Source organism: Nocardia araoensis NBRC 100135, assembly GCF_000308435.1.
Lineage (GTDB): Bacteria > Actinomycetota > Actinomycetes > Mycobacteriales > Mycobacteriaceae > Nocardia > Nocardia araoensis.
In genome coordinates, this window is record NZ_BAFR01000189.1 from 42,347 (window position 1) to 64,386 (window position 22,040).

Annotated in this window: 19 protein-coding genes and 1 pseudogene; 11 read left to right on the forward strand and 9 right to left on the reverse strand. The window is 69.7% G+C overall.

Annotated features, from left to right (window positions below; translation table 11 throughout):
• The first annotated feature begins 30 nt into the window (after positions 1 to 30).
• A pseudogene (locus tag ON21_RS24950) lies at positions 31 to 2,259 on the forward strand (glycoside hydrolase family 3 C-terminal domain-containing protein).
• A 273-nt stretch (positions 2,260 to 2,532) separates the two neighbouring features.
• On the opposite strand, the gene ON21_RS24955 reads toward ON21_RS24950, so the two are convergent.
• Positions 2,533 to 3,828 carry a YhgE/Pip domain-containing protein gene (locus ON21_RS24955; RefSeq protein ID WP_051021313.1) on the reverse strand — a complete coding sequence of 432 codons (1,296 nt, stop codon included), beginning with the start codon at positions 3,826 to 3,828 and terminating at the stop codon, positions 2,533 to 2,535.
• A gap of 65 nt (positions 3,829 to 3,893) precedes the next feature.
• On the opposite strand from ON21_RS24955, the gene ON21_RS24960 reads away from it, so the two are divergent.
• The gene (locus ON21_RS24960; protein WP_039801488.1) at positions 3,894 to 4,493 is read left to right on the forward strand and encodes a TetR/AcrR family transcriptional regulator; all 600 of its coding nucleotides are present in this window, start codon (positions 3,894 to 3,896) and stop codon (positions 4,491 to 4,493) included.
• Positions 4,494 to 4,542: 49 nt separating this feature from the next.
• Here ON21_RS24960 and ON21_RS36565 read toward each other — a convergent pair whose 3' ends face one another.
• From ON21_RS36565 to ON21_RS24985, 6 genes are all read right to left on the reverse strand, one after another.
• The gene (locus tag ON21_RS36565) at positions 4,543 to 4,689 is read right to left on the reverse strand and encodes a DUF1059 domain-containing protein (protein WP_063821120.1); all 147 of its coding nucleotides are present in this window, start codon (positions 4,687 to 4,689) and stop codon (positions 4,543 to 4,545) included.
• Between the two features lie 223 nt (positions 4,690 to 4,912).
• Entirely contained in the window at positions 4,913 to 5,800 is an 888-nt protein-coding gene (locus tag ON21_RS24965) for a VOC family protein (protein ID WP_039801490.1), read from the reverse strand.
• A gap of 16 nt (positions 5,801 to 5,816) precedes the next feature.
• Positions 5,817 to 6,824 carry a ferredoxin--NADP reductase gene (locus ON21_RS24970; RefSeq protein WP_039801588.1) on the reverse strand — a complete coding sequence of 336 codons (1,008 nt, stop codon included), beginning with the start codon at positions 6,822 to 6,824 and terminating at the stop codon, positions 5,817 to 5,819.
• 131 nt (positions 6,825 to 6,955) lie between these two features.
• The gene (locus ON21_RS24975; protein ID WP_039801492.1) at positions 6,956 to 7,183 is read right to left on the reverse strand and encodes a hypothetical protein; all 228 of its coding nucleotides are present in this window, start codon (positions 7,181 to 7,183) and stop codon (positions 6,956 to 6,958) included.
• An 11-nt stretch (positions 7,184 to 7,194) separates the two neighbouring features.
• The gene (locus ON21_RS24980) at positions 7,195 to 8,337 is read right to left on the reverse strand and encodes a 3-ketosteroid-9-alpha-monooxygenase, oxygenase component (protein ID WP_039801590.1); all 1,143 of its coding nucleotides are present in this window, start codon (positions 8,335 to 8,337) and stop codon (positions 7,195 to 7,197) included.
• A 93-nt stretch (positions 8,338 to 8,430) separates the two neighbouring features.
• Complete coding sequence (locus tag ON21_RS24985) at positions 8,431 to 8,937, reverse strand: flavin reductase family protein (protein ID WP_245562716.1); 507 nt, start codon at positions 8,935 to 8,937, stop codon at positions 8,431 to 8,433.
• A gap of 224 nt (positions 8,938 to 9,161) precedes the next feature.
• On the opposite strand from ON21_RS24985, the gene ON21_RS24990 reads away from it, so the two are divergent.
• From ON21_RS24990 to ON21_RS40645, 4 genes are all read left to right on the forward strand, one after another.
• Positions 9,162 to 9,995, forward strand: coding sequence for an IclR family transcriptional regulator (locus tag ON21_RS24990; RefSeq protein ID WP_039801494.1), 834 nt, complete (start codon positions 9,162 to 9,164; stop codon positions 9,993 to 9,995).
• Between the two features lie 37 nt (positions 9,996 to 10,032).
• A complete protein-coding gene (locus ON21_RS24995) occupies positions 10,033 to 10,608 on the forward strand; it encodes a PadR family transcriptional regulator (RefSeq protein ID WP_039801495.1) in 576 nt (191 codons plus the stop codon).
• A gap of 61 nt (positions 10,609 to 10,669) precedes the next feature.
• On the forward strand, positions 10,670 to 11,899 hold the full coding sequence (locus tag ON21_RS25000; protein WP_039801496.1) for a bifunctional 3,4-dihydroxy-2-butanone-4-phosphate synthase/GTP cyclohydrolase II: 1,230 nt from the start codon (positions 10,670 to 10,672) through the stop codon (positions 11,897 to 11,899).
• A gap of 141 nt (positions 11,900 to 12,040) precedes the next feature.
• Positions 12,041 to 14,320 (forward strand): LuxR C-terminal-related transcriptional regulator, encoded by a 2,280-nt coding sequence (locus ON21_RS40645; protein WP_039801497.1) that lies wholly within the window; start codon positions 12,041 to 12,043, stop codon positions 14,318 to 14,320.
• Positions 14,321 to 14,339: 19 nt separating this feature from the next.
• Here the strand turns inward: ON21_RS40645 and hsaA are convergent, their stop codons facing one another.
• Positions 14,340 to 15,503 (reverse strand): 3-hydroxy-9,10-secoandrosta-1,3,5(10)-triene-9,17-dione monooxygenase oxygenase subunit, encoded by a 1,164-nt coding sequence (gene hsaA, locus ON21_RS25010; protein WP_039801498.1) that lies wholly within the window; start codon positions 15,501 to 15,503, stop codon positions 14,340 to 14,342.
• Positions 15,504 to 15,600: 97 nt separating this feature from the next.
• Entirely contained in the window at positions 15,601 to 17,082 is a 1,482-nt protein-coding gene (locus ON21_RS25015) for an FAD-dependent oxidoreductase (RefSeq protein ID WP_039801594.1), read from the reverse strand.
• A 162-nt stretch (positions 17,083 to 17,244) separates the two neighbouring features.
• On the opposite strand from ON21_RS25015, the gene ON21_RS25020 reads away from it, so the two are divergent.
• From ON21_RS25020 to ON21_RS25035, 5 genes are all read left to right on the forward strand, one after another.
• Positions 17,245 to 19,641: a PEP-utilizing enzyme gene (locus tag ON21_RS25020; RefSeq protein WP_169332729.1), complete on the forward strand. Its 2,397-nt coding sequence runs from the start codon at positions 17,245 to 17,247 to the stop codon at positions 19,639 to 19,641.
• Between the two features lie 79 nt (positions 19,642 to 19,720).
• Positions 19,721 to 20,626, forward strand: a complete 906-nt coding sequence (locus ON21_RS25025) for a tyrosine-protein phosphatase (protein WP_039801502.1) — start codon at positions 19,721 to 19,723, stop codon at positions 20,624 to 20,626.
• Positions 20,627 to 20,892: 266 nt separating this feature from the next.
• Positions 20,893 to 21,249, forward strand: a complete 357-nt coding sequence (locus ON21_RS40220) for an alpha/beta fold hydrolase (RefSeq protein ID WP_245562721.1) — start codon at positions 20,893 to 20,895, stop codon at positions 21,247 to 21,249.
• On the forward strand, positions 21,168 to 21,611 hold the full coding sequence (locus ON21_RS40225) for an alpha/beta fold hydrolase (protein WP_245562724.1): 444 nt from the start codon (positions 21,168 to 21,170) through the stop codon (positions 21,609 to 21,611). Before ON21_RS40220 ends, ON21_RS40225 begins: the two co-directional genes overlap by 82 nt.
• Positions 21,612 to 21,796: 185 nt before the next feature.
• Complete coding sequence (locus tag ON21_RS25035) at positions 21,797 to 21,997, forward strand: DUF7489 domain-containing protein (protein WP_039801504.1); 201 nt, start codon at positions 21,797 to 21,799, stop codon at positions 21,995 to 21,997.
• Positions 21,998 to 22,040: the final 43 nt, after the last annotated feature.

Sequence of the window (22,040 nt, forward strand, 5' to 3'; positions counted from 1 at the left end):
TCGGTAACGGTCTCGACCCGAGGAGCCTCGATGACGAGCAAGCCCGACCTCACCGATCTGGCACCGGAGCAGCGCGCCGCCCTCGGCAGCGGCGCCGACTTCTGGACCACCAAGGCGATCGGTCCCGTCGCGTCGGTGACCATGACCGACGGCCCGCACGGCGTACGCAGGCAGGCGGGGGCGACCGATCACCTCGGGCCGGCCGAGAGCCTGCCCGCCACCTGCTTCCCGCCCGCGGTCGGGCTGGCGCAGAGCTGGGACACCGAGCTGGTGCGCCGGGTGGGCGAAGCGCTGGGCCGGGAGGCCCGCGCGCTGGGCGTGGACGTGCTGCTCGGTCCCGGTGTCAACATCAAGCGGGATCCGCGCGGCGGTCGCAATTTCGAGTACTACTCGGAAGATCCGCTGCTCACCGGGTGGCTCGGCGCGGCATGAGTGACGGGTTTGCAGAGCACCGGCGTAGGCGCCTCCCTCAAGCATTTCGCCGCCAACAATGCCGAGCACGACCGGATGCGGTCGAGTTCCGATGTCGACCCTCGCCCGCTGCGCGAGATCTACCTGCGCGCCTTCGCCCATATCGTGCGCACCGCTCGGCCGTGGACGGTGATGTGCTCCTACAACCGGATCAACGGTGTGCATGCCGCGCAGAATCGCTGGCTGCTCACCGACGTGCTACGCGGCGAATGGGGATTCGACGGTGCGGTGGTCTCCGACTGGGGCGCGGTGGCCGACCGGCCCGCCTCCGTGACAGCCGGGCTGGATCTGGAGATGCCGGGCGGAAGCGGCATCTCCGACGCGCAGGTGATGGCGGCCATGGCCGCGGGCACACTCGACCCGGCGGACGTCGACCGCGCCGCGCGGAATGTGGCGACGCTGGCGGCGAAGGTCGTGGCCGGACGCGAGCTCGGCCATTCGGTGCACACCGCCGACGAGCATCATCGCCTGGCCCGCGAGGTGGCCGCACGATGCGTCGTCCTGTTGCGCAACGACCGCGGCCTGCTGCCGCTCGCGCCGGACCGCTCGCTCGCGGTGATCGGTGAATTCGCGGCGGAACCGCGATACCAGGGCGGGGGTAGTTCCCACGTCAATCCGACCCGGATCGGTGTGCCGCTCGAGCAGATCCGAGCGTTCGCGGGCGCCTCTGTCTCCTACAGCCGAGGCTTCAGCACGACCGATGCGGACGCCGACGGCGACGCGTTGCGTGCGGAAGCCGTCGCCGCGGCAGGGAACGCGGACGTGGCCGTGGTGTTCCTGGGCTTGGCCGCCGCGCAGGAATCCGAGGGATTCGACCGCGAGCACCTCGAGCTGCCCGCCGACCAGCTGGAACTGCTGAAGGCGGTGGTGCGGGCGCAACCGGACACGGTGGTGGTGCTGGCCCACGGCGGGGTGGTGCGGCTGGCCCAGGTGGCCGCCCTCGCGCCGGCGATCCTGGACGGTGGACTGCTCGGCCAAGCCGGAGGCGGCGCCCTCGCCGACGTGCTGTTCGGTGTGGTGAATCCGTCCGGGCGGCTGGCGGAGACTGTGCCGGTCCGGCTGCAGGACACCCCGGCCTATGCGAACTTCCCCGGCGAGAATTCGCACGTGCGCTACGGCGAGGGTCTGTACGTGGGCTACCGCTGGTACGACAGCCGGGATATGGACGTCACCTACCCGTTCGGACACGGGTTGTCCTACACCACGTTCGAATACTCCGGTCTGGCGCTCGCGGCAGAGGCGGCGGGCATCACCGTGCGCCTCGTCGTCACCAACACCGGTTCCCGTGCCGGCCGGGAGGTCGTGCAGGTGTACACGGCGCTGCCCGGCTCCGCTGTCTCGCGGCCCGTCCGTGAGCTGAAGGGGGTCGCGGTCACCGCCCAGCTGGAACCCGGCGCGAGCGAGGAAGTTTCGCTTCTACTTCGGCGCGACGACCTGGCCTACTGGGAGACGCGCGTCGATCGCTGGATCGTGGAGGGCGGTACCTACCAGGTGTGGGCGGGTGCGTCGAGCCGGGATCTGCGCGTCAGCGGGCAGGTCGACCTCGCCGGAGACCACCTGCGCATTCCGATCACGGCGGAATCGACTCTCGGCGAGGCGCTGGCCGATCCGACGGCGGCGGCCGCGCTGGCCGAGGTGTTCGGCGGCATGTCCGAGAGCATGGGCGACGCGACGGCGCTCGGCGTGGACATGATGCGGATGATCGCCTCCATCCCGCTGAACCGGCTCACCGCTTTCGGCGTCGACCCGGAGAAGCTGAACGCGCTGCTGGGTCCCGGCGACGACTGATCCGGCCGCAGCGCGTCCGGTGCATCCGCTGGACGACTGACGACCACGGTGCGCGGAAGCGTCCGTGCGAGCGCGCAGAGCAGGGCCGTGTTTCGAGCCCGTGGCTCACCGATCCAGAATCCGGAGTACGAACTGCTCGACCGAGCCCACCCCGGCATCGTCGCGGCGAAGCCGATACCGGCGTTGAGGACTGCGTTCGCGTAGACGGCTTCGAGATCCGCCACGGTGGCCGGATCGGGTCGCGCGCCGAGCGCCATACCGCCGCGCCCCGCATCAACCCAGAGCGGGCACGCCCGCGACAGATGCGTTCCCGGCCGCAGCCGTCGCCCGGTGCAGGCCGCGACGGTCGTAGGCGTAGGTCGCGGTCGCTCCGAGCACCAGGCCGATGCCGAGGCCGAGCACCGTCATCCACAAGCCCTGCCCGAAGCCGGCTTCGGCGCGGGCATCGAAGAACAGGATCGCGCGTACGGCCAAGTAGATCTGATGCATCGGCTCGAACGCGGCCAGCTTCGCGATGTAGGCGGGCGTGGCTTCCAGCGGCACCGTGGCGGCCGACGACGGCAGGCCGAGGACGACGAAAAGGATCAGGTTGACCAGCAGTCCGGCGGTGCCGAAGGTGGCCAGGACGGCCAGCGCGGTGACGCCGACGGCGACGATGGCGAGCGCGCCGTACAGCCACAGCAGCAGCGGGCCGGCCAGCGGGACGCCCAATGCCGCGGCCACACCGAGGAATATGCCGGACAGCAGCGGCGCGGCGGTGACGATGACCGCCCACTTCACCAACAGGGTGTGGAACCGGGAAATCCCGGTCGCGGGCGGGTGGACGAACCACGGGCCGTATTCGGTAGGCGTGAAACCGAGCACCGAGTCGACGAGAGTGTGGATGATCATCGCGCCGGTGAACCCCGCCAGCAGCAGGATCAAGGTGTAGAAGAAGGCGACGAGGCCTTGTCCGGCCCCGTCGTCCATGGGCCGATACGGTGCGGTGACGATCTGCACCGGGTCGGCGAGCATCAGGCGGGAGGCGCCACTGAGCTCGGCCGGTGCGCCCGGCCCCGCGGCGAGGGCGGAGTTCACCTGGTCGGTCAGGTTCTTGCCGACGGTCTCGTCCACCTGATCCAGCGCGCGGGCGGCGATGCGCTGCATGATGCCGGTGGTGTACGGGCCGATCCGCGGGTTGGTGTTGATCGTGATCACCGGGCGCTCGATCGCTCCGGGGACCACGGCGCCCGCGCCCAGAATCGCCAGCCGCTTGGTGAAGTCGGACGGGATGACGATGGCGCCGTAGACCTCGCCATGCTGCAACTGTTTGCGCGCCTCGGCGATGCCCACGACCCGCAAGTCGATCTTGTCCGCCGGGATACCGGCGACCAGCGCGTCGGTGACCTGGGCGCCGATATTCGCGGGCTTGTCGCCGATCGTGTCGCCGACGTCCTGGTTGACCAGGGCGATCGGGAAATCGTGCAGGTTCTTCTCGGTATTGCTGGCGTAACCGAGGTACATGGTGGCGAGCAGCGCCGCGAAGACCGTCAGCACTGCGATCGGGGCGGTGAAAGTCCGAACCGTCATGCGAGTCAATGTAGTCACCGCCTACAAAGTAGGCAATGACTACATTTTGTTATCCTGCATACACCATGCCGATCACTCGAAGCCGGTCCTACCACCACGGCGACCTGCGCGCGGAGCTGCTGCAGCGTGCCGAGGCGACGCTGCGCGAGTCGGGCGTCGACGGCTTGTCGCTACGTAGGCTGGCCCGCGATGTCGGAGTCAGTCACGCCGCTCCGACCCGGCATTTCAAAGACAAGCAAGCACTGCTGGACGCCATCGCGGTGTCGGGATTCCAGCGTCTCGCCACCGCCTTGGAGCAGACGGCGGCCGCGAGTTCGGCCGATGGGCACATCCGGGCCCTTGCCCGGACCTATCTGCATTTCGCGACCGAGAATTCGGCGCTCGTCGCGTTGATGTTCGCGCGCAGGCACAGCCCCGCCGCGGGCGATGCGATGTCCCGCGCCGTGGACGCGGCGTTCGCGACGCCGGTCGCGCTCATCGCCGAAGCGCAGAAGCGGGGGGAAGTGATCGACGGCGATCCGCGGCGCATCGCGCTGTCCGCGGTCGCCGCGCTACAGGGGCTGGCCACCTTCGTCGGCTCGGGCGTGATCGCCGCCGAGACCGCCGACGAACTGGTGGACGAGACGACCACGCACATGATCGAGGGCTTACGCCCCAGACCGTGACCGGCCGCGGTTGTCCCGGCGCGAGTGGTGGACCACCCGAGGCCGTCCGTCAGTACGCGATGAACAGGATCTCGTCGCGTGAGTACTCGTGGCCCGGGTGGTTCTCGGCCAGGTGGGCTTGCGTCTTCGCCACGAGATCGTCTTCGTCCGTTCCGACGATCGATTCTCCGCAGGGGCAGTTCAGCCTTCGCTTCATCAGCGTCCTTTCCTCGATCCGACAGTGTAGGCGCACGCGGGCGATCGAGCCCGGCCGAGCCGTATTGTCAGCCGGTCGGCGCCTTCCCTTGTGCCGCAACGCACTCGAGATCCGTCGCATTCCGGCCGGGGTCGGGCGCACCGGCGGTCATCGGCATGAGCGGGCATGCGATCCGACCGGCGCGCAGCTCGACGAGGCGCCGACCACGTGCCGGGCTACCTGGTCAGCCACGTGACCATTCGTGGCCCCAGTAGCTGTCGGCGGTGATCTCCTCCGCGCTGTAGGTGGACTCGTCGACCAGCACACCTTCGGTGCCGTATTCGAGATCCCAGCCACCGGGAGTGCGGACATAGAAGGAGATCATCTTGTCGTTGGTGTGCCTGCCGAGGGTCGACGACAACGGGTGACCCGCCCGCATGACGCGGTCGAGCGCCCGGCCGACGTCGTCGAGGGCGTCGACCTCGACCATGATGTGCACCAGGCCCGGCCCGTCGGGACGGGTGCCGGGGATCAGGGCGAGGCTGTGGTGGCGCTGGTTGACACCGAGGAATCGCACGCGAACCGGTCCCACGCCGGGTGGAGTGGGCACCCGGAACGAGCCGCGCGGCAGGAAACCGAGCACCTCGCAGTAGAAACGGTTCGCCTCCTCGAGGTCGGGGACCGGTAGCACGACGTGGCCCAGGCCCAATCCCTCGGTGACGAAGCGGTTGCCATGCCCGGTGACTACTGGGCTGTGGTCGAGCACCGGGCCGTGGAAGACCTCGACGGTGAACCCGGCGGGGTCGGTGAAGCCGAACGCTTCTTCCACGCGCAGTGCGTCGACCTGCTCCTGGGTCAGCGGTGTGACCGCCACGCCCGCCTGCTCCAGCGCGCGCCGCACCCGGGCCAACGCGCGATAGTCGCGCACCTCCCAGCCGACGGCCAGCACTCGGTCCTGTTCCGCCGGAACGAGTTCCAAACGGTAGGCGTGCTCGTCCATCCGCAGATACAGGCTGTCCGGGTTCGGCCCGGTGGCCCGGGCGAAGCCCATCACGTCGAAGGCGAAGGCGCGCCAAGCCGCTACGTCGGCGATGGCGACTCGGACGTAACCGAGCGAGGCGATGTCAGCCATGGATTCGTCGTACTCCTCAGGAATAGGTGACTTGCACCGTGTCGGTGACCGGGATCGCCTGGCAGGCCAGCACGTATCCCTCGGCCAGATCGGCCTCGTCGAGAACTTCGTTGTGCCGCATCTCCACCTGCCCGGACACGACCCGGCAGGTGCAGGCGCTGCACGCGCCCTCGCGGCAGGAATAGGGCGCTTCCAGCCCGTTGGCCAGCAGAACGTCGAGCAGGACCTGCCGGCGTGGCCACGGAAGCGCGCGCGTCTCGCCGTCGAGTTCCACCTCGACCTCGGCGCGGTCGCCGGAGTCGATCACGTCGGGTGCGCCCGCCTCGAACGGATTGCCGCCGAGCGACACGAATTTCTCGACGTGCACGCGCTTACGGTCGGCGCCCAGCTCGATCAGCGCCGCGGAGACAGCGTCCATGAACGGGCCGGGGCCGCACACGAACGCCTCGCGCTCGCGCCACGGTCCGGCCAGCGCGGCGAGCTGCGCGCGGGACGGCAGCCCTTGCACGCTCTCCAGCCGATGCACCACGACCAGGCGGCCGGGATACCGGGTGGACAGTTCCGCCAGTTCGGCCGCGAAGATCACCGACCGCTCGTCGCGGTTGGCGTAGATCAGCGCGCAGTGCCCTGATCCGGCCGCCAGCACCGATTTCAGGATCGACAGCACCGGGGTGATCCCGCTGCCCGCCGCGAACAACAGCACGTCGTCGTCCAGCGAGGCCGGGGTGAACACACCCGCGGGCGGCAGCGCGTCGAGCGTTGTACCCGCAACGGCGTTGTCGCACAACCAATTCGATGCGTAGCCGTCGGGCGTTCGCTTGACCGTGACCTGCAGCGGCTCCCCTTGGTGCGGCGCGCTCGACAACGAGTAGCAGCGGCTCACCGAGCCGGTCAGCTCGCTCGGAATCCGCAGGGTCAGGAACTGGCCCGGCCGATAGTCGATCGGGCTCGACTGCTCCGCGACCGGACTCAACTCCAGCGATACCGCATCGTGGGTCTCCCGGATCACCTTCGCCACGCGCAGGGTGAGAAATGCACCGGGGCGGGTCTCGGTGCCGCCGGAAGTTTCGGTCCGGGTCCCCGGTGCCACGGCCGCTCGGGGCCGATCCACTGTCGCGTCTCCTCTTCGGTCGTCCACGGCCGTCACGTGTGCGCTCACGGCACGTCCCCGTCACGAGTGCTGACCTCGATCAGCCCGTCCGCGACCGCCGCATCGATGCTGTCGCGCAGCGCCACACAGGTCCGCACCCGCGCACCGGCCGCCCCGGCGAACTCGGCGCACGCCGCCACCGCGCTCGCGCTCCATTGCACGCTGGTGTGCTGCGGACTGAACTTCTCGACGAGCACGCACGTCGCGCACGCACGGCAGCTGACCCGTTCCATCGAGTCCCCGCTCAGGCGCCGGCGGTGGCGCGCTGCTCGGCGAGATTCTCGGCGACCTCCGCCTCCCACGCCGTGACCGCCCGGGTGGTGTCCACTTCGAATTCGAAGCGGTCGGTCATCTTCGGGTCGATATCGGCCACATCGGTGTAGAACTGCTCGTACCAACGGCGCAGCTGGTAGACGGGTCCGTCCTCCTCACACAGCAGCGGGTTGTCGATGCGGGTCTTGCGCTGCCAGATCGCGGCGTCCTGTTCGAAGCCGCGCCCCAGGCCGCCCGCGAACTTCGCCGCGATGTCCTCGGCCTGCTCCGGGGGCACGCCGTGCGGCTTCTTCACTATCGCGCCGTACTGCAGCACGAACTTCGTTGGCGACACCGGATAGTGGCAATTGATGAGGATGCCCTCGACCGTCAGGCCCGCGCTTTCGCTGCGCAGGTGATCGATCATGTAGGACGGGCCATAGTAAGAGGCGTCGGAGTGCAGGACGTTCTTGCCGCCCAGCGCCTTCGCGGTCTCCCCCATCATGTCCTCGCGCGACACCGAGGTCATGTACTGACTGGCGATGTGACCTTCGAAGACGTTCTTGAAGTAGGTCGGGAACCCGAAGTGCACGTAGAAGAAGTGCGCCATGTCCACGACGTTGTCGATGACCTCGCGGCAGTTCGCGCCGTCGATCGTCATGGTGTTCCAGGTCCAGTCGGTCCACTCGTCGCTGAACGCTCCGTCGATGCGCGGAATGGCGACCTCTTCCGGCGGCGGATTGCCCTCGGGGTCGTTCCACACGAACAGCTGTTTGTTCTGCTCCAGCGTCGGCCACGAGCGGGTCCGCGCCCGGGGCGGCACCCGGCGGCCGTAGGGGATGCCCGTGCAGCGGCCGTTGCCGCCCCACCGCCAGTCGTGGAAGGGGCAGGCGATCGAGTCACCCTTGATCCGGCCGTCCCCCAGATTTCCGCCCATGTGCCTGCAATAGGCGTCCAACACGTGGAGTTCTCCGCCGGCACCGGCGAAGATCACCAGTTCGGTGCCGAAGATCTCGACGGTGTGCGGCTTCCCGTCCCGGAAGTCCTGCGCGAGCCCCAGGCAGTGCCAGCCGCGCGCGTACCGCGCTGGCGGAGCGCCCGCGTCGATCACTCGGACCTCGGTGTCGGTAGTCATCGGTTCCTCCACAATTCGCGCACGTTTGTCACCTCGATATTTCGGTTCGGCATGCCGGCCGGGAAATGCGCAGTCCCACTGGCCGGGAGGCACTCAGGCCGAATCGAGCCGCCCGAACGCGGAGCGGTAGAACAGCAGCGGCGCGGTCTCGCGGTGCTCCGACAGCGCGGTGACCCGCGCGATCACGATGGTGTGGTCACCGCCGTCCACTTCCCGCTCGACCTCGCAATCCAGCCACGCCATCGTTCCGGCCAGCAGCGGCGAGCCGTTCGGGGAGACCTCCCAGTCCACCCCCGCGAACTTGTCGGTGCCGCTGCGCGCGAGCCGACGACAGAGGTCCTGCTGGTCGTGGGCCAAGATGTTGACGCAGAGCCTGCCGACCGCTCTGATGCGCGGCCACGACGTGGAGCTGCGCGCGGGGCAGAAACAGACCGCAGGCGGCCGCAGCGACAGCGCCGAGAACGACTGACAGGTGAAGCCGACCGGCCCGTCCTCCGTCCGCGCCGTGATCACCGTGACGCCGGTACAGAAGCGACCCAGCACGGCTTTGAAATCGCGCATGTCCAGGGGTGATCCGTCCATCGCCAGCACCGGTTCCATCGGGCCTCCTATTTCTATCAGGCATATACCTGACAGCTATGACAGCAGTGCCGACCCGAGGGTCGTCAAGATCGAAGTCCGGTCACCGAGATGCGGATCCGTAGAAGCTACGTAGTTCTCCCGATTCATCCCGGCCGCGAACTCGCCACTGTGATGGGTGACACAAACGATCGAGCACGTAATGCCTGGTCGACGTTGACCGACTGTGACCGACGGAGGTTCGAATGACCGTCACCCTGCTGCCCGACACCGAGCCGCGCACCGCGCGGGTCCCGCACCGGACCCGCGCGAAGGGGGTGGAAGCCGAGGTGCCGGTGTCGATGATCGAGCGGATGACCCTCATCCTGGACGCGTTCGACGCCGCCACCCCGACGCTGACGCTGCTGGGCCTGGTGGAACGCACCGGCCTGCCGCGTTCGACCGTCCATCGGATCCTCGATCAGATGATCCGGCTGCGCTGGCTGGCCCACACCTCCGGTGGGTACCGGCTCGGCATGCGGACCCTGGAACTGGGCGGGCTCACCGCCGACCACAACGAGATCCGCGACGCGGTCAGCCCGCTGCTGCACGAGTTGTGCCAGCGCACCGGCATGGTCGGGCACCTGGCGGTGCTCGACGGACGCGAGGTGGTGTACCTGGACAAGGCGGGCGGCCGTTTGGCCGCGATGCTGCCGACCCGCCTCGGCGGCCGCATGCCCGCGCACTGCACCGCACTCGGCAAGGCCATGCTGGCCACGCTCGAGCCGAGCATCGCCGAAGCCGCGTTCCATTCCCGGCTGCCCCGGCGGACCCCGCACACCATCACCGAACCCGACGTGCTGCATCGCGCCCTGGCGCAGATCCGGCTGCGCCAGGGCGTGGCGGTCGACCGGGAGGAATCCATGGACGGAATCGCCTGCGTCGCAGCGCCGGTGCGGGGCCGCGGCACCGCCCCCGCGGCGCTGTCGCTGTCCGGGCGGGCCGAGGCGATGAGCTTCGACAAGCTGGCGCGAGTACTGCTCGAGATCTCCCATGAGGCCGGACGGACGCTGTTCGGGCGCCGGGCCCACTGGCGATAGTCCGAATCCGAATATGCCTGGGCGGTACAGTCCGACCATGACCGATGGCGTCACACCCGCGGTGCCCGACCTGCCGACCACCGCGTGGGCCGTGCTCGGCATGCTCTCGCACGCCGACGAGCTCTCCGGCTACGACTTGAAGAAATGGGCCGACTGGAGTCTGCAATTCTTCTATTGGAGCCCGTCGTTCAGCCAGATCTACGCCGAACTCAAACGGCTCGAGAAGCACGGCTATGCCAGCTCCCGCACGGTCGTGCAGGAGGACGGCGTGCGCGGCAAGCGGATGTACGCCATCACCCCGGAAGGTCGTGCGGCCGCGGCGAACTGGGTCAATCACGCGCCGGTGGAGGCGCCGGTGCTCAAGCACAGCGTGATGCTGCGGGCATGGCTCGGCAACCTCGCCGAGCCGGACCGGATGCGCGGCATACTGACCGAGCACATCGAATACGCCGAGAAGATGCGCAGGCGCGCCGAGGCCGACGCACAAGGCGCAGAGGCGAATCCCGACTGGGCCTATCCCGAACTGGTGCTGCGCTGGTGCGTGCGGCACTACGAGGCGGAACGCGATTTCGCCCTGCAGCTGCTGGCGGATATCGAACGACTCACTGAGTGAGACGACACCTGGTTCTTCCGGCCTCGCCATATTTCTATTAGGCATATGGAGGTGGCGGACGATGACCGGTGAACTGGACTCGGTGCCTGCCGCGGTGGCGGCGATCGCGAGCGGCGGCATGGCGCTCGTCGTGGACGACGAGGACCGGGAGAACGAAGGCGATCTGGTGCTCGCCGCGGAGAAGGCGACCGCGGCGAACATCGGATTCCTGGTGCGGCACACCAGCGGCGTGCTGTGCGTGCCCATGGCGGGTAGCGACCTGGACCGGCTGGAGCTGCCGCCGATGACAGCGGTCAACCAGGACCCGAAGGGCACCGCGTACACGGTCTCCGTGGACGCGGCGGCGGGCGTCGGCACCGGCATATCGGCCGCCGACCGCGCGCGGACCATGCGGTTGCTCGCCGATCCCGGCGCCACGCCGCGGGATTTCACTCGCCCGGGACATGTATTCCCGCTGCGCGCGCACCCGCGTGGCGTGCTGGGTCGGCCGGGGCACACCGAGGCCGCGGTCGACTTGGTGCGAATGGCGGGCCTGCGCCCGGCCGGAGTCATCGCCGAGGTGGTGCGCGACGACGGGTCGATGGCCCGGCTCCCCGACCTGCTGACCATGGCCAGGGTGCACGGAATCCCGATCATTTCCATCGCCGACCTGATCGATCACCGCCGCAGGCTGGAGCAGGGCGTCGTGCGCGTCGTCGAGACCCGGCTGCCCACCCCCTTCGGCGAGTTCCGGCTCATCGGCTATCGGGACACGACGAACAACGCCGAACATCTCGCGCTCGTGTTCGGCGCGCCGGGCGAGCGGGAGGTGCTGACCCGGGTGCACTCGGAATGTCTCACCGGTGACGCGTTCGGCTCGCTGCGCTGCGACTGCGGCGAGCAGCTCGACGCCGCCCTGCGGGCAGTGGCCGCCGAGGGCCACGGCGTCGTGGTGTACCTGCGCGGACAAGAGGGGCGCGGCGTCGGACTGCTGAACAAACTGCGCGCCTACGCGCTCCAGGACGGGGGCGCCGACACGGTCGACGCGAATCTGCGGCTCGGGCTGCCCGTCGACGCCCGTCACTACGGCGCCGCGGCGCGGATTCTGGCCGACCTGGGTGTGCGGTCGGTCCGGTTGCTCAGCAACAATCCGGCCAAGCAGGCGGGCTTGACCGAATACGGCATCGCCGTGCAACAGCGGATCCCGCTGCAGACCAGTCCGACCGAGCACAACGTGCGCTACCTGCGCGCCAAGCGCGACCGCATGCGCCATCAACTCAGCGACGTCGACGCCGCTGTCGCCGCTCGATGAGCGGAGCCGGTTCGGTCCGTCCGCGGTCACCGGAACGCCGCCCTCGCTGCCGCGCCGGCCGGACCCGCGGACACGTTCCTCGGAGTTGAATTTGTCCAGAACGCACTTCCGCGCCGCGCGCGGTACCTAGGGTTGACACCCATGGCGCGGCGTCCCATCGGCAACCTCCCTGCCGAGGTCACCAGCTTCGTCGGGCGCCGGGAGGAACTCGCCGCCGCGAAGCGGCTGCTGCCCACGACGCGGGTGCTCACCCTGCTCGGGCCCGGCGGTGTCGGCAAGACCCGGCTGTCCCGCCAGGTCGGCGTCGCGGTCGCGCGCGCGTTCCCGGACGGGGTATGGCTGGTCGAGCTGGCCGACGTCCACGACCCGGACCTGGTGACGGTGACCGTCGCGGAGGCATTGGCGTTGCGCGACGACACGGCGGCGCCCCTGCGGCGGCTCACCGAGTTCCTCGCGGACAAACGGCTGCTGTTGATCTTGGACAACTGCGAGCACCTGATCGACGCCTGCGCCCGGCTGGTCGGCAGGATCGTGGCCACCACCACGGAGGTCCGGGTGCTGGCGACCAGCCGGGAGGTGCTCGGCGTGCAGGGAGAACAGGTCATGCCCGTCGCGCCCCTGCCGCTACCGGACGGAGCGACCACCGACAGCGATGCGATGCGCCTGCTCGCCGAACGGGCGAGCGCCGCCAACCCCGGCTTCGCGGCCACCCCCGTCAATCGCGACGCGCTGGCCGCGATCTGCCGCAGGCTGGACGGCATTCCGCTCGCGTTGGAACTGGCCGCGTTGCGGTTGCGCGTGTTCACTCCGGAACAGATCCTCGCCCGGCTCGACGACACCATGGGCCTGCTGAGCGCGGGACCGCGGCTCGCGCCGGAACGGCAACAGACCATCGAGGGCGCGATCCGCTGGAGCTACGACCTGTGCACCCCGGCCGAACAGCGCTTGTGGGAGCAACTGTCGGTGTTCTCCGGCGGCTTCGACATCGACGCCGCCGAAGCCGTGTGCCTGCCCGCCCCCACGGGACCGGCGGGGATCGACGCGCTGACCGGCCTGGTCGACAAGTCGGTGCTGAGCCTGCGCTACGACGGCGAGGTCGGACGGTACTCGATGCTGGAGCCGATCCGGCAGTTCGCCCGCGACCGGCTGGCCGAGCGCGGCGACGAGTCCGAGGTGCGTGCGCGTCACCGCGATCACTACCGGCGGCTGGTGCTGCGCGGCCGCACCGCGTATTGGAGTTCCGACGACGTCGCGTGGTTCCGCGAATTGAACCGCGAGCACGCGAATCTGCGCGCGGCGCTGCAGTTCGGCCTCACCGACGCACCCGAATCGGCGCTCGAGATGGCGGCGGTGCTGCGGCCGTTCTGGGAGCACAATCGCTTCCTCACCGAAGGCTACCGCTGGCTGACCGACGCGCTGACGAAGGCGAGCGAACCGACCGAGCTGCGCGCACGCGGGCTCTCCGCGGCGGCCTCGCTCGCGGCGTTGCTGTCCGACCGCGGGTCCGCGCGCCAGCTGGTCGACGAATGCGTCGCCCTGGCGCGCAGGGTCAACGCCCCCGACATCCTCGCGGAGGCGATGCTCGATTCGGCGCTGCTGGCCTTCAACGACGGCGATACCGCCCGCGCGCTCGAATTGGCCGAGACCGCGACGCATCTGGCAGCCGAGTGCGGCCATCACGCGATGGAGATGGACAGCCTCGCCTTCGCCTTCGTGTGCGCGCTGGTGCTCGCCGACGAACGCTCGACCGCTTTCGCCGAGCGGCTGCTGGCGATCACCACCGAGCGGGGACCGCACCTGCTCGGTGGGCTGGCGCAGTGGTCGATGGGCCTGGATCATTGGCGGCGCGGCGATCAGCGTGCCGCGACGCGGTACCTCGCCCGCTCCATCGAGATGTTCAGTCTGTTCGACCGATGCGTCTGGCTCGCCTCCGGATTCGAAGGGCTGGCGTGGTCGGCGGTCGCCCGCGCCGACTTCGAGCGAGCCGCCCGCCTGCTCGGCGCCGCGGAGATCCTGGCGCGCAGCACGGTGCGCCTCGCCCACGCCATCACCGGCGTACTCGGTGACAAGATGCGCGGTCGCGTGCGAGAAGCGCTGGGCCAGAAGAAGTTCGAGGAGATATTCGACAGCGGCGCGACGCTCTCGCTGAGCGAGGCGATCGACTACGCGCTGGGACGCACGCCAGCCACGGCGCGACCGCCGCAGGCCGCCTCGGTCGAGTCACAGGCGGCGGACGTCCTCACGCGCAGGGAGAAGGACGTCGCCCGGCTGGTGGCGGCGGGCCACAGCAACAAACGCATCGCCGCCGATCTGGTGATCTCCGTGCGCACCGCCGAAACCCACGTCGAGCACATTCTCACCAAGCTCGGTTTCACTTCCCGAACCCAGATCGCGGGGTGGGTCCGCGATCACGAGCTGTGATCGACGTGGGCGGCGGTGCTCAGATCATCCGATCCGTGACCGGCAGGCCGAACGCGTCGCGGCCGTACAGGACGAGCGCGCGCTCGACGTCGTTGATGACGTGCACGCTTCCGGCGTGCGCGTCGCGCCAGTGCCGTTCGATCGGATTGGGTCGGCGGATCGAATGCCCGCCGGAGTTCTCGAACAGCAGATCGATGGCCTCGATGGCGCGTTCGGTGCCGCGCACCTGATCGCGGCGGCTGCGTACCCGCAGTTCGAGGGGGATCTCCTCCCCCGCCTCGGCATAGCGCAGCTGTTCGCCGATGTTGCGCTCCATCTGCAGGACGGCGGCGTCGATCTCGGAGGCGGCGCGAGCGACCCGGACGTGCGCGAACGGATCCTCGGCCGCCTTCTGCCCGCCGTAGGAGATCCGCACTCGCTCGCGCATGCGCTCGATGTGCGCTTCGTAGGCGCCTTGGGCGGCGCCGATGATGGGTGCGGTGATGGTGTTGGAGAACACCGCGCCGAACGAGATCCGGTACAGCGGCGCGGTATTGACCTCCTGCCCGGGCCCGCGCAGCTCGGCCTGCTCGGTCGCGCTGTAGGTCCGGTGGACGGGGACGAACGCCTTCTCGATGAGGATATCGTTGCTGCCGGTGCCCGACAGCCCCGACACGTGCCAGACGTCCTCGATGCGGTAGTCGGCGCGCGGGACCAGAACGGTCAGGTACTCCGCTCCGCCTTCGGCATTCGGCACGACCGCGCCGAGGAAGGCCCACCGGGCGTGATCGCAGCCGGAGGAGAAGCTCCACCGACCGCTGATCTCGAAACCGCCCTCGACGGGCGTGAGCTTGCCGGTCGGCGCGTAGGACGACGAGACCAGCGTGTCCGGATCGGCGCTCCACACGTCCTCCTGCGCCCGCAGCGGGAACAACGCCAGCTGCCACGGGTGCGCGCCCAGCACCGACGACACCCACGCCGTCGACGGGCATGCCGTCGCGATGGCGCGGATCACCTCGTAGAACGCGACCGGTGAGGATTCGTCGCCGCCGAAGCGGGACGGTTGCAGCATGCGGAACACCCCGGCTTCGGTCAGCTCGCTGATGCTCTGGTCGGGCACTCTGCGCTGCAGTTCGGCGTCGGCGGCTCGCTCTCGGATCGCGGGCAGCAGATCCCGTACCCGATCGAGCACCTTGTTCGTCATTTGCGGTAGTCCTCCTGGTAGTGCCGTCTTTCGACGCTAGGCCGGTGCGGTGCCGTCCGGTCCGATCCATCCCGATGACCGGAACCCGCCGTCCGGATCAGCTGGTGCGGGCCGCGGCGATGCCGGCGCGGCGGCCGAAGAAGGTGCCGTCGCCGAGCGAAGTGCCGCTGATGTAACCCTCGCCGTGCAGGTTGCTCGCGGCCCGGCCCGCGGCGAACAGTCCGGGGATCGCGGCGCCGTCGATATCGAGCACGGCGCCGTCGAGGGAGGTGTGCAGACCGCCGAGGGTGAACACGGAGGCACCGGTCCCACGGCGATCACCGGATTCCGACGGTGGCCGCACCCCGGTCCGCACGTCGATCGCGGCGAGCGGCGGCGCGAGCGGACGCACCCAGCGCGGCGCCTTCTCGAACTCGGGATCCGCACCGCGCGAGGCGGAATCGTTGTAGCGGCGGACGGTGTCGGCCAGCGCGGCCGCCGGTAGACCCATCAGGTCGGCGAGTTCCTCGGCGGTCTCCGCCACGTGAGTCGGTCGCACGCCCCACCGTTGCGGTTCCGGCACTTCCTCGAAGGCTCGTTCGTCGAGCACGACCCAGGTCCGCATGCCCTGCCGGAACAGCGCCGCCTGGCCGATCCGGCCGGGATAGGTGTCCTCGTTGACGAACCGCTGCCCGTGCCCGTTCACCACGATGCCGCGCGCGGCGAGGCCGGGAACGAGCGAGATGCCGACCTGACCCGTGGACATGTGCCGCACGGCCGCGCCGAGCGCCTGCGCCATCCGGATGCCGCTTCCGTCGTCGGTGCCCGCGCTGACTTTGGTGTGCCCCAGCAGTTTCGGCGCGTGCGCGGCGAGCATGGCGTCGTTGTCGACGAATCCGCCGGTGGTCAGCACGACGCCGCGGCGAGCCCGAATGGTCAGCTCCGTGCCGTACCGGCGAGCCACCACGCCGACGACCGCGCCGTCGCCCGCGACGACCAGGCGGGCCGCTCGGGTGTCGAAAAGCGTTGTGGCGCCAGCTGTTCGCGCGGCCTCGGCCAGGCAGTCCATGAGCAGCTTGCCGCCGAAGCCGGCAGTGGCCGGGCGATGTCCGCGCGGCGCGGGCGTGGCGAGGCCGGCGAACGGGCTGCTGTTCTCCCCCAGCCACATGAGCCCGTCGTCGGTCGGCGGCACCCACGCCGGCGCGTCCCACAGCGTGGGGTTGAACGGCACGCCGCGGTCGGCCAGCCAGTGGAAATGGGCGACGCTGTCCTCGCTGTAGCGCGTGATCTTGGCCGTGTCGGCGCTCGGACCGAGCGCCGCGGACAGGAACGCGGCCATCGCCGCCGGGTCGTCGTCGAACCCGCAGGCCCGCTGGATCGGTGTGCCGCCGCCGAGATAGATCTCGCCGCCGGACAGGGCGGAAGCGCCACCCGGACCACTCATCCGCTCCAGCACCAGAACCCGCGCGCCGCTGCCCGCCGCCTCGAATGCCGCCGCCGCTCCGGCGCACCCGTAACCGACCACCAGCACGTCGGTCTCGAGGTCGTAGGCGCGCACGTCGGCGGCCTCCCGAGGCGCGACCGAATTCCGATCACTCATGGGTCGACCTTCCCGTGCCGATCGCGACGGCCGGGCGCCCGTCTTGGTGAGCGACTCGCCGGTCCCGGTCATCGGGACTGTGGTCGGTCGCGGGCTCGCCATATGGCGATGGTGTGTGAACGGCGTCACGTCTGCATGGGCGCCAGCGAGGAGGAAGATTTCATGCGGGTCCTGGTCACCGGAGTTTCCGAGCCGACCGGTCGCGCGGTGGCGCGCATGCTGCTGGCCGCGGGCCACGACGTGGCCGGGCTGGACCGTGAACGGCACCGGTACGTCGACCCTCGGGTCGAGGTGGTCACCGGCGACCCGGCCGACCCCGCACTGTGCGCACGGGCCGTCGCCGAGTGCGCGGCGGTGGTGCATCTGGCTGGTTCGCTCGCCGCGATCGCGACGGCGGCCCGAGCGGCCGGGGCGCGGATCGTGGTTCCGGTGGTCGCCGGTGCGGATCCGGACGCCGAGGATGTCGTGCGCGCCAGCGGGGCGGCGGCTCTGATCGTGCGCACCGCGCCGGTCGCGGGCAGGCGCATCGAGCGCGGGAGCTGGCGAATCCTGCGTCGGCTGCTCGGTTCCGGCCGGTCGGACGGATTCCAGGTGCTGCACACTGACGATTTCGAACGTTTCCTGGTGCTGGCCGCGGGATCCGCGCGCACCGGCGTGGTGGAACTGGCCGCGTCGGGTGTGGTGTCCGGCGCGGACGCGCATCGCATCCGCCGAGCCGCGGGCACCCGGATGTTACGGCGGATGGCCGGGACGCCACCGCGGGTGGACCCGACGGCGGCACGCGACGAGTGGGGCTTTCACTGCGGATGGACCGCGTCCGAAGTGGCGGCCGACATCGTCCGCGGACTGGCCGGTCGCAGGCTCGACGGCGACGAGTTCGTCGCCGAGCCCGGCGCGATCCCGCTGCCCGGCTATGTGATACCCACCCGCGCGGCGACTTCGGACGGACACGCCCTGGTGTCGGTCGCGCCGGAAGGACTCGAGGGCGAGTTCGACGATCGCGTCGACCCGGCCTACCCGGTGCACACCGCCACCAATACGTCCGAGGCACTGCCCGGACCGCTGACACCGCTGACCGTGGATCTGCAGGCCGGCGCGATCCGGCTGGCCAATGCCGCGATGGGCAGGATGATCGCGCTGGACGGCATCGCGCTGGAGCACTGGACCAGCCGGGTCACCACGGTGCTCGGGCACCACATCTACATCAACGCCTCCATCGGGGTGCTGGCCGCGGAGAACATGCCGGGCTGGGACGAGCAGAGCATCCGCCGTGACGTCTACGGCAACATCCCGGCCGAGATCTCGCTGACCCCGCACGGCAAGCCGCCCACCCCGACCGGATTCGCCAGTACCCGCGCGACGTGGCGCGCGGCGGGCCGGGTGCTGCGCACCGCGCTGCGCTATCGCGAGACCACCGACGGCATCAACGCCGCCGCGCATCAGGAATCCCTGGGCGCCGCGGCGATTCGGGAACTCACCGATGAACAACTGCACGCCCGCGCCCTGCTGTGGCGGGACCGGCTGAACCAGTCCTGGGCGGCGGCGTCCATCGGGGTGATGATGACCGGCGCGGCCACGGCCATCCACTCCCGCGGCAAGGAAGCGGCGTCCGTGCCCATCGATCTGGAGAAGCTGGAGTCGGCCAGGACCATGCTCGCGGTGGAGCGGCTCGCCGCCTTGTGCCGGAGCGACACCGCGCTGCACGACGCGGCGCACGCGGGCGACGTCACCGCGGCGCGGGCGATCTCCCCTGCGTTCTCCGCCGCGCTGGAGGAGGAGCTGCGGCGGATCGGTCATCGCGGACCGGGCGAGTGCGAACTGCTCAACCCGACCTTCGGCGACCGGCCGGAGCTGCTGGTCACCGCCGCCGCCCGCGCCGCTCAGATGCCCGCGCCCAAGCGGGAACCGGTCGATCCGTCGCCCAGCCGCACCGCACGGATGGCGGCCGGAGCGACGATGGCGCGCGAACGCGTTCGCGACGCCGTCGTCCGGTACACCCACTGCCTGCGCCTGGCCGTGCGGGAGCGGGCGCAACGGCTGATCGGGCAAGGGCTGCTACGGCAGGCCGAGGACGCCTGCTTCCTCACGCTCGACGAAATACTGTGGGCCCCGGCGGATCTGACCGAGCGGGTGGCCCGACGGCGAGCGGAGCTGACCCGGTTGCAGAGCGTCCGCATGCCGGATGTGATCGCGGGCGACTGGGAGCCGCTGCCGAATGCGGACGCATTACTGCCCGGAGACAGCCTCACCGGCATCGGGGTCTGCCCCGGCGTCGTCGAGGGCACCGTCAAACGCGTGCTGTCCCTGGACGACGACATCGAACCGGGCGACGTCCTGGTGGCCTCGGTGACCGACACCGGGCACACCGCGATGTTCGCCTACGCTGCCGCGGTGGTCACCGACATCGGCGGTTCGGCTTCGCACGCCGCCATCGTGGCCAGGGAATTCGGCATTCCCTGCGTCGTGGACACCAAGACCGCCAGCGTCCGGCTGGCCGATGGACAGCGGGTGCGCGTCGACGGTTCGGCCGGCACGGTCACCCTGCTCGCCGACGCCTGAGCCGTGGCCGGGGTCGCGCACCCCGGCCCACTTTCCGGTTCGGCGTCGCCGGGCCGCGACCTATGGAAGGAATGAGACAGTGACGATTTCGCGTGCTGTTCGCGGGGCGGTGACCGGTGTCGCCGCCGCATTGATCGCCGTGTTCCCGTCCACCACCACCGCATCGGCGGGCCCTGGACTCGTGCACACCGTGCACGACCGTTCCATGCAGCTGTCGGCGGCGCCGAATGCACGGGACATCGGCGACTATCCCACCCAGGGCAACGGCAAACTCCGTACCGGCGTCGTCTTCCGCACCGACGCCCTGGACAAGCTCACCGCCGCCGACCAGCAGAAGCTGATCACCTCCGGCATCACCGCGGTGATCGATTTCCGCAGCCCGAACGAGTCCGGGGCCAACCCCGACAAGGTTCCGTCCTCGATTCCCACGCTCGCGCGTCCGGTGTACGACCCGGGCAACGACTTCTACCTGATGGTGGGCCGGGCGATACAGGGCGGTCCGGCCGTACAGCAGCAGATGCTCGGCGACGGCAAGGCCGTGGGCATCATGCGCGACTACTACCGCTGGCTGGTCACCGACGCCACCGCTCGTTCGCAGTTCGGGACCGCCGTCCGGGATATCGCGAACGCGAACGGACCGGTGCTGTTCCACTGCACCGCGGGCAAGGACCGCACCGGATGGATGACCGCGGTCCTGATGACGGCGCTCGGCGTCCCGAAGGGTCAGGTGTACAAGGACTATCTGGAATCGAACGACAACCTGGCCGCGGGCAACAAGACGACGATGGACGGGCTGGTGGCCAAGGGCCTGGTCACCGATCCCGCGTTGTTCGATCCGATCCTCGGCGTACGCGCCGAATATCTCGACGCCGCTTTCGACCAGGCCACCGCGTCCTTCGGATCGTTCGACCGGTTCGTCACCGACGGACTCGGCGTCGACGGCGCGACGCTGGACGCGCTGAGAACCAAACTGCTGCCGCGGTAGTCGATGACCGGAGCGGGGCCGGGTGGAGCATGTCCACCCGGCCCGCTCCGTCGTTGCGGGACACGGGAGACGGCGGCGCGGCCGGTCACGAACTCGTCATCGATGAGGCGGCCCGCCGCTAGCATGCAGAGGTGGCTGCTTCCGCTGGAGCGCGCCAGGTGCGTGTCGGTGAGCTCGTTTTCGACGTCGACGTCCATCGCTGTCCTGGTGAAGTCGATGCCGTTCTCTTGCATGGCTTTCCGCAGAGCGCCGCCTCTTGGGAGGCGGTGTCCGCGCGACTCGCCGCCCACGGTGTGTCGACCTGGGCGCCGAATCAGCGCGGCTATTCGGCCGGCGCCCGGCCCGACGGTGTCGAGGCTTACCGGTTGGCCGAGTTGGTCTCCGATGTTCTTGGTCTCTGTGACGAACTGGCGCTCGATTCGGTGCATCTGGTCGGACACGATTGGGGTGCGGTCGTCGCGTGGGCCGTCGCCGCTCGACATGCCGAGCGTGTCGCATCCTTGACGGCCGTATCCATGCCGCACCCGGCGGCCTTCGCACGGTGCTCGCCGAGGACCCCGAGCAGCGCCAGAAATCCAGCTATGTGGATTTTCTTCGCCACCCTGGCACGGAGGACGTGCTGACCGCCAACGGCGGAGCGAGCCTGCGGCTCGGTTTCGGCGACGCCGTGGCGTCCGAGGTCGCGGACCGTCACATCGCCCGCTTGCTCCAGCCTGGCGCGATGGCGGCCGCGCTGAACTGGTATCGCGCCATCGGTGACGACTGGCTGCACGTGCCGCGGGTGAGTGTTCCGACGACGGTGGTGTGGGGCGGCGAGGATATCGCGGTGGCACGGGCGGGCATCGACTTGTGCGGCGAGTTCGTCGACGCCGACTACAGCTTGCTGGTCTTGGACGACAAAGGCCATTGGTTGCCGGAGCAGGCGCCCGGCGAGGTGACCGCGGCGATTCTCGCGCGCGTGGAAACCGCACGGCCACCGCGCTAGATCGGTGCTGCGGCCTACGGTGGCATGCGACATCACCCCCCTGACCGATGTGGTGTCCGACTTCGGGCACAGCACGTCTACTTCTCAGTGGTGATGTGCCGAGCGTGGCGGGTCGCGACACTGGAAATACGCCGGTCGGCGCATCGCTACGGCGTCGGCGTCGAGTCGAGTGAGGGAGTAGGTCGATGGAACAGCAGGAGTGGCGCGGAACGGTCGTGAAGAAGTCGCGCGGATTGCTGGACGGGGCGAATCTGTACCGACGCTTGCACATTCGCTTGCCGGACGGCAGCACGAGAAGGATTCGCGTGGACCGAGCGTTGTGGGAGACGCTGGAGGTCGGCGACTCGGTGACCAAGCGGGCTGGAGCCGATCCGGTCAGGGACTGACCTGCCGGAGCGGCTCGGTTGTGCGTCCGTCAGGAGTGGCGCA

Excerpts from the sequence above, each read along its gene's own strand:
- ON21_RS24955 (WP_051021313.1), bottom strand. The coding sequence starts at position 3,828 with ATGACGGTTCGGACTTTCACCGCCCCGATCGCAGTGCTGACGGTCTTC.
- ON21_RS24960 (WP_039801488.1), top strand. The coding sequence starts at position 3,894 with ATGCCGATCACTCGAAGCCGGTCCTACCACCACGGCGACCTGCGCGCG.
- ON21_RS36565 (WP_063821120.1), bottom strand. The coding sequence starts at position 4,689 with ATGAAGCGAAGGCTGAACTGCCCCTGCGGAGAATCGATCGTCGGAACG.
- ON21_RS24965 (WP_039801490.1), bottom strand. The coding sequence starts at position 5,800 with ATGGCTGACATCGCCTCGCTCGGTTACGTCCGAGTCGCCATCGCCGAC.
- ON21_RS24975 (WP_039801492.1), bottom strand. The coding sequence starts at position 7,183 with ATGGAACGGGTCAGCTGCCGTGCGTGCGCGACGTGCGTGCTCGTCGAG.
- ON21_RS24980 (WP_039801590.1), bottom strand. The coding sequence starts at position 8,337 with ATGACTACCGACACCGAGGTCCGAGTGATCGACGCGGGCGCTCCGCCA.
- ON21_RS24985 (WP_245562716.1), bottom strand. The coding sequence starts at position 8,937 with ATGGAACCGGTGCTGGCGATGGACGGATCACCCCTGGACATGCGCGAT.
- ON21_RS24990 (WP_039801494.1), top strand. The coding sequence starts at position 9,162 with ATGACCGTCACCCTGCTGCCCGACACCGAGCCGCGCACCGCGCGGGTC.
- ON21_RS24995 (WP_039801495.1), top strand. The coding sequence starts at position 10,033 with ATGACCGATGGCGTCACACCCGCGGTGCCCGACCTGCCGACCACCGCG.
- ON21_RS25000 (WP_039801496.1), top strand. The coding sequence starts at position 10,670 with ATGACCGGTGAACTGGACTCGGTGCCTGCCGCGGTGGCGGCGATCGCG.
- ON21_RS40645 (WP_039801497.1), top strand. The coding sequence starts at position 12,041 with ATGGCGCGGCGTCCCATCGGCAACCTCCCTGCCGAGGTCACCAGCTTC.
- hsaA (WP_039801498.1), bottom strand. The coding sequence starts at position 15,503 with ATGACGAACAAGGTGCTCGATCGGGTACGGGATCTGCTGCCCGCGATC.
- ON21_RS25015 (WP_039801594.1), bottom strand. The coding sequence starts at position 17,082 with ATGAGTGATCGGAATTCGGTCGCGCCTCGGGAGGCCGCCGACGTGCGC.
- ON21_RS25020 (WP_169332729.1), top strand. The coding sequence starts at position 17,245 with ATGCGGGTCCTGGTCACCGGAGTTTCCGAGCCGACCGGTCGCGCGGTG.
- ON21_RS25035 (WP_039801504.1), top strand. The coding sequence starts at position 21,797 with ATGGAACAGCAGGAGTGGCGCGGAACGGTCGTGAAGAAGTCGCGCGGA.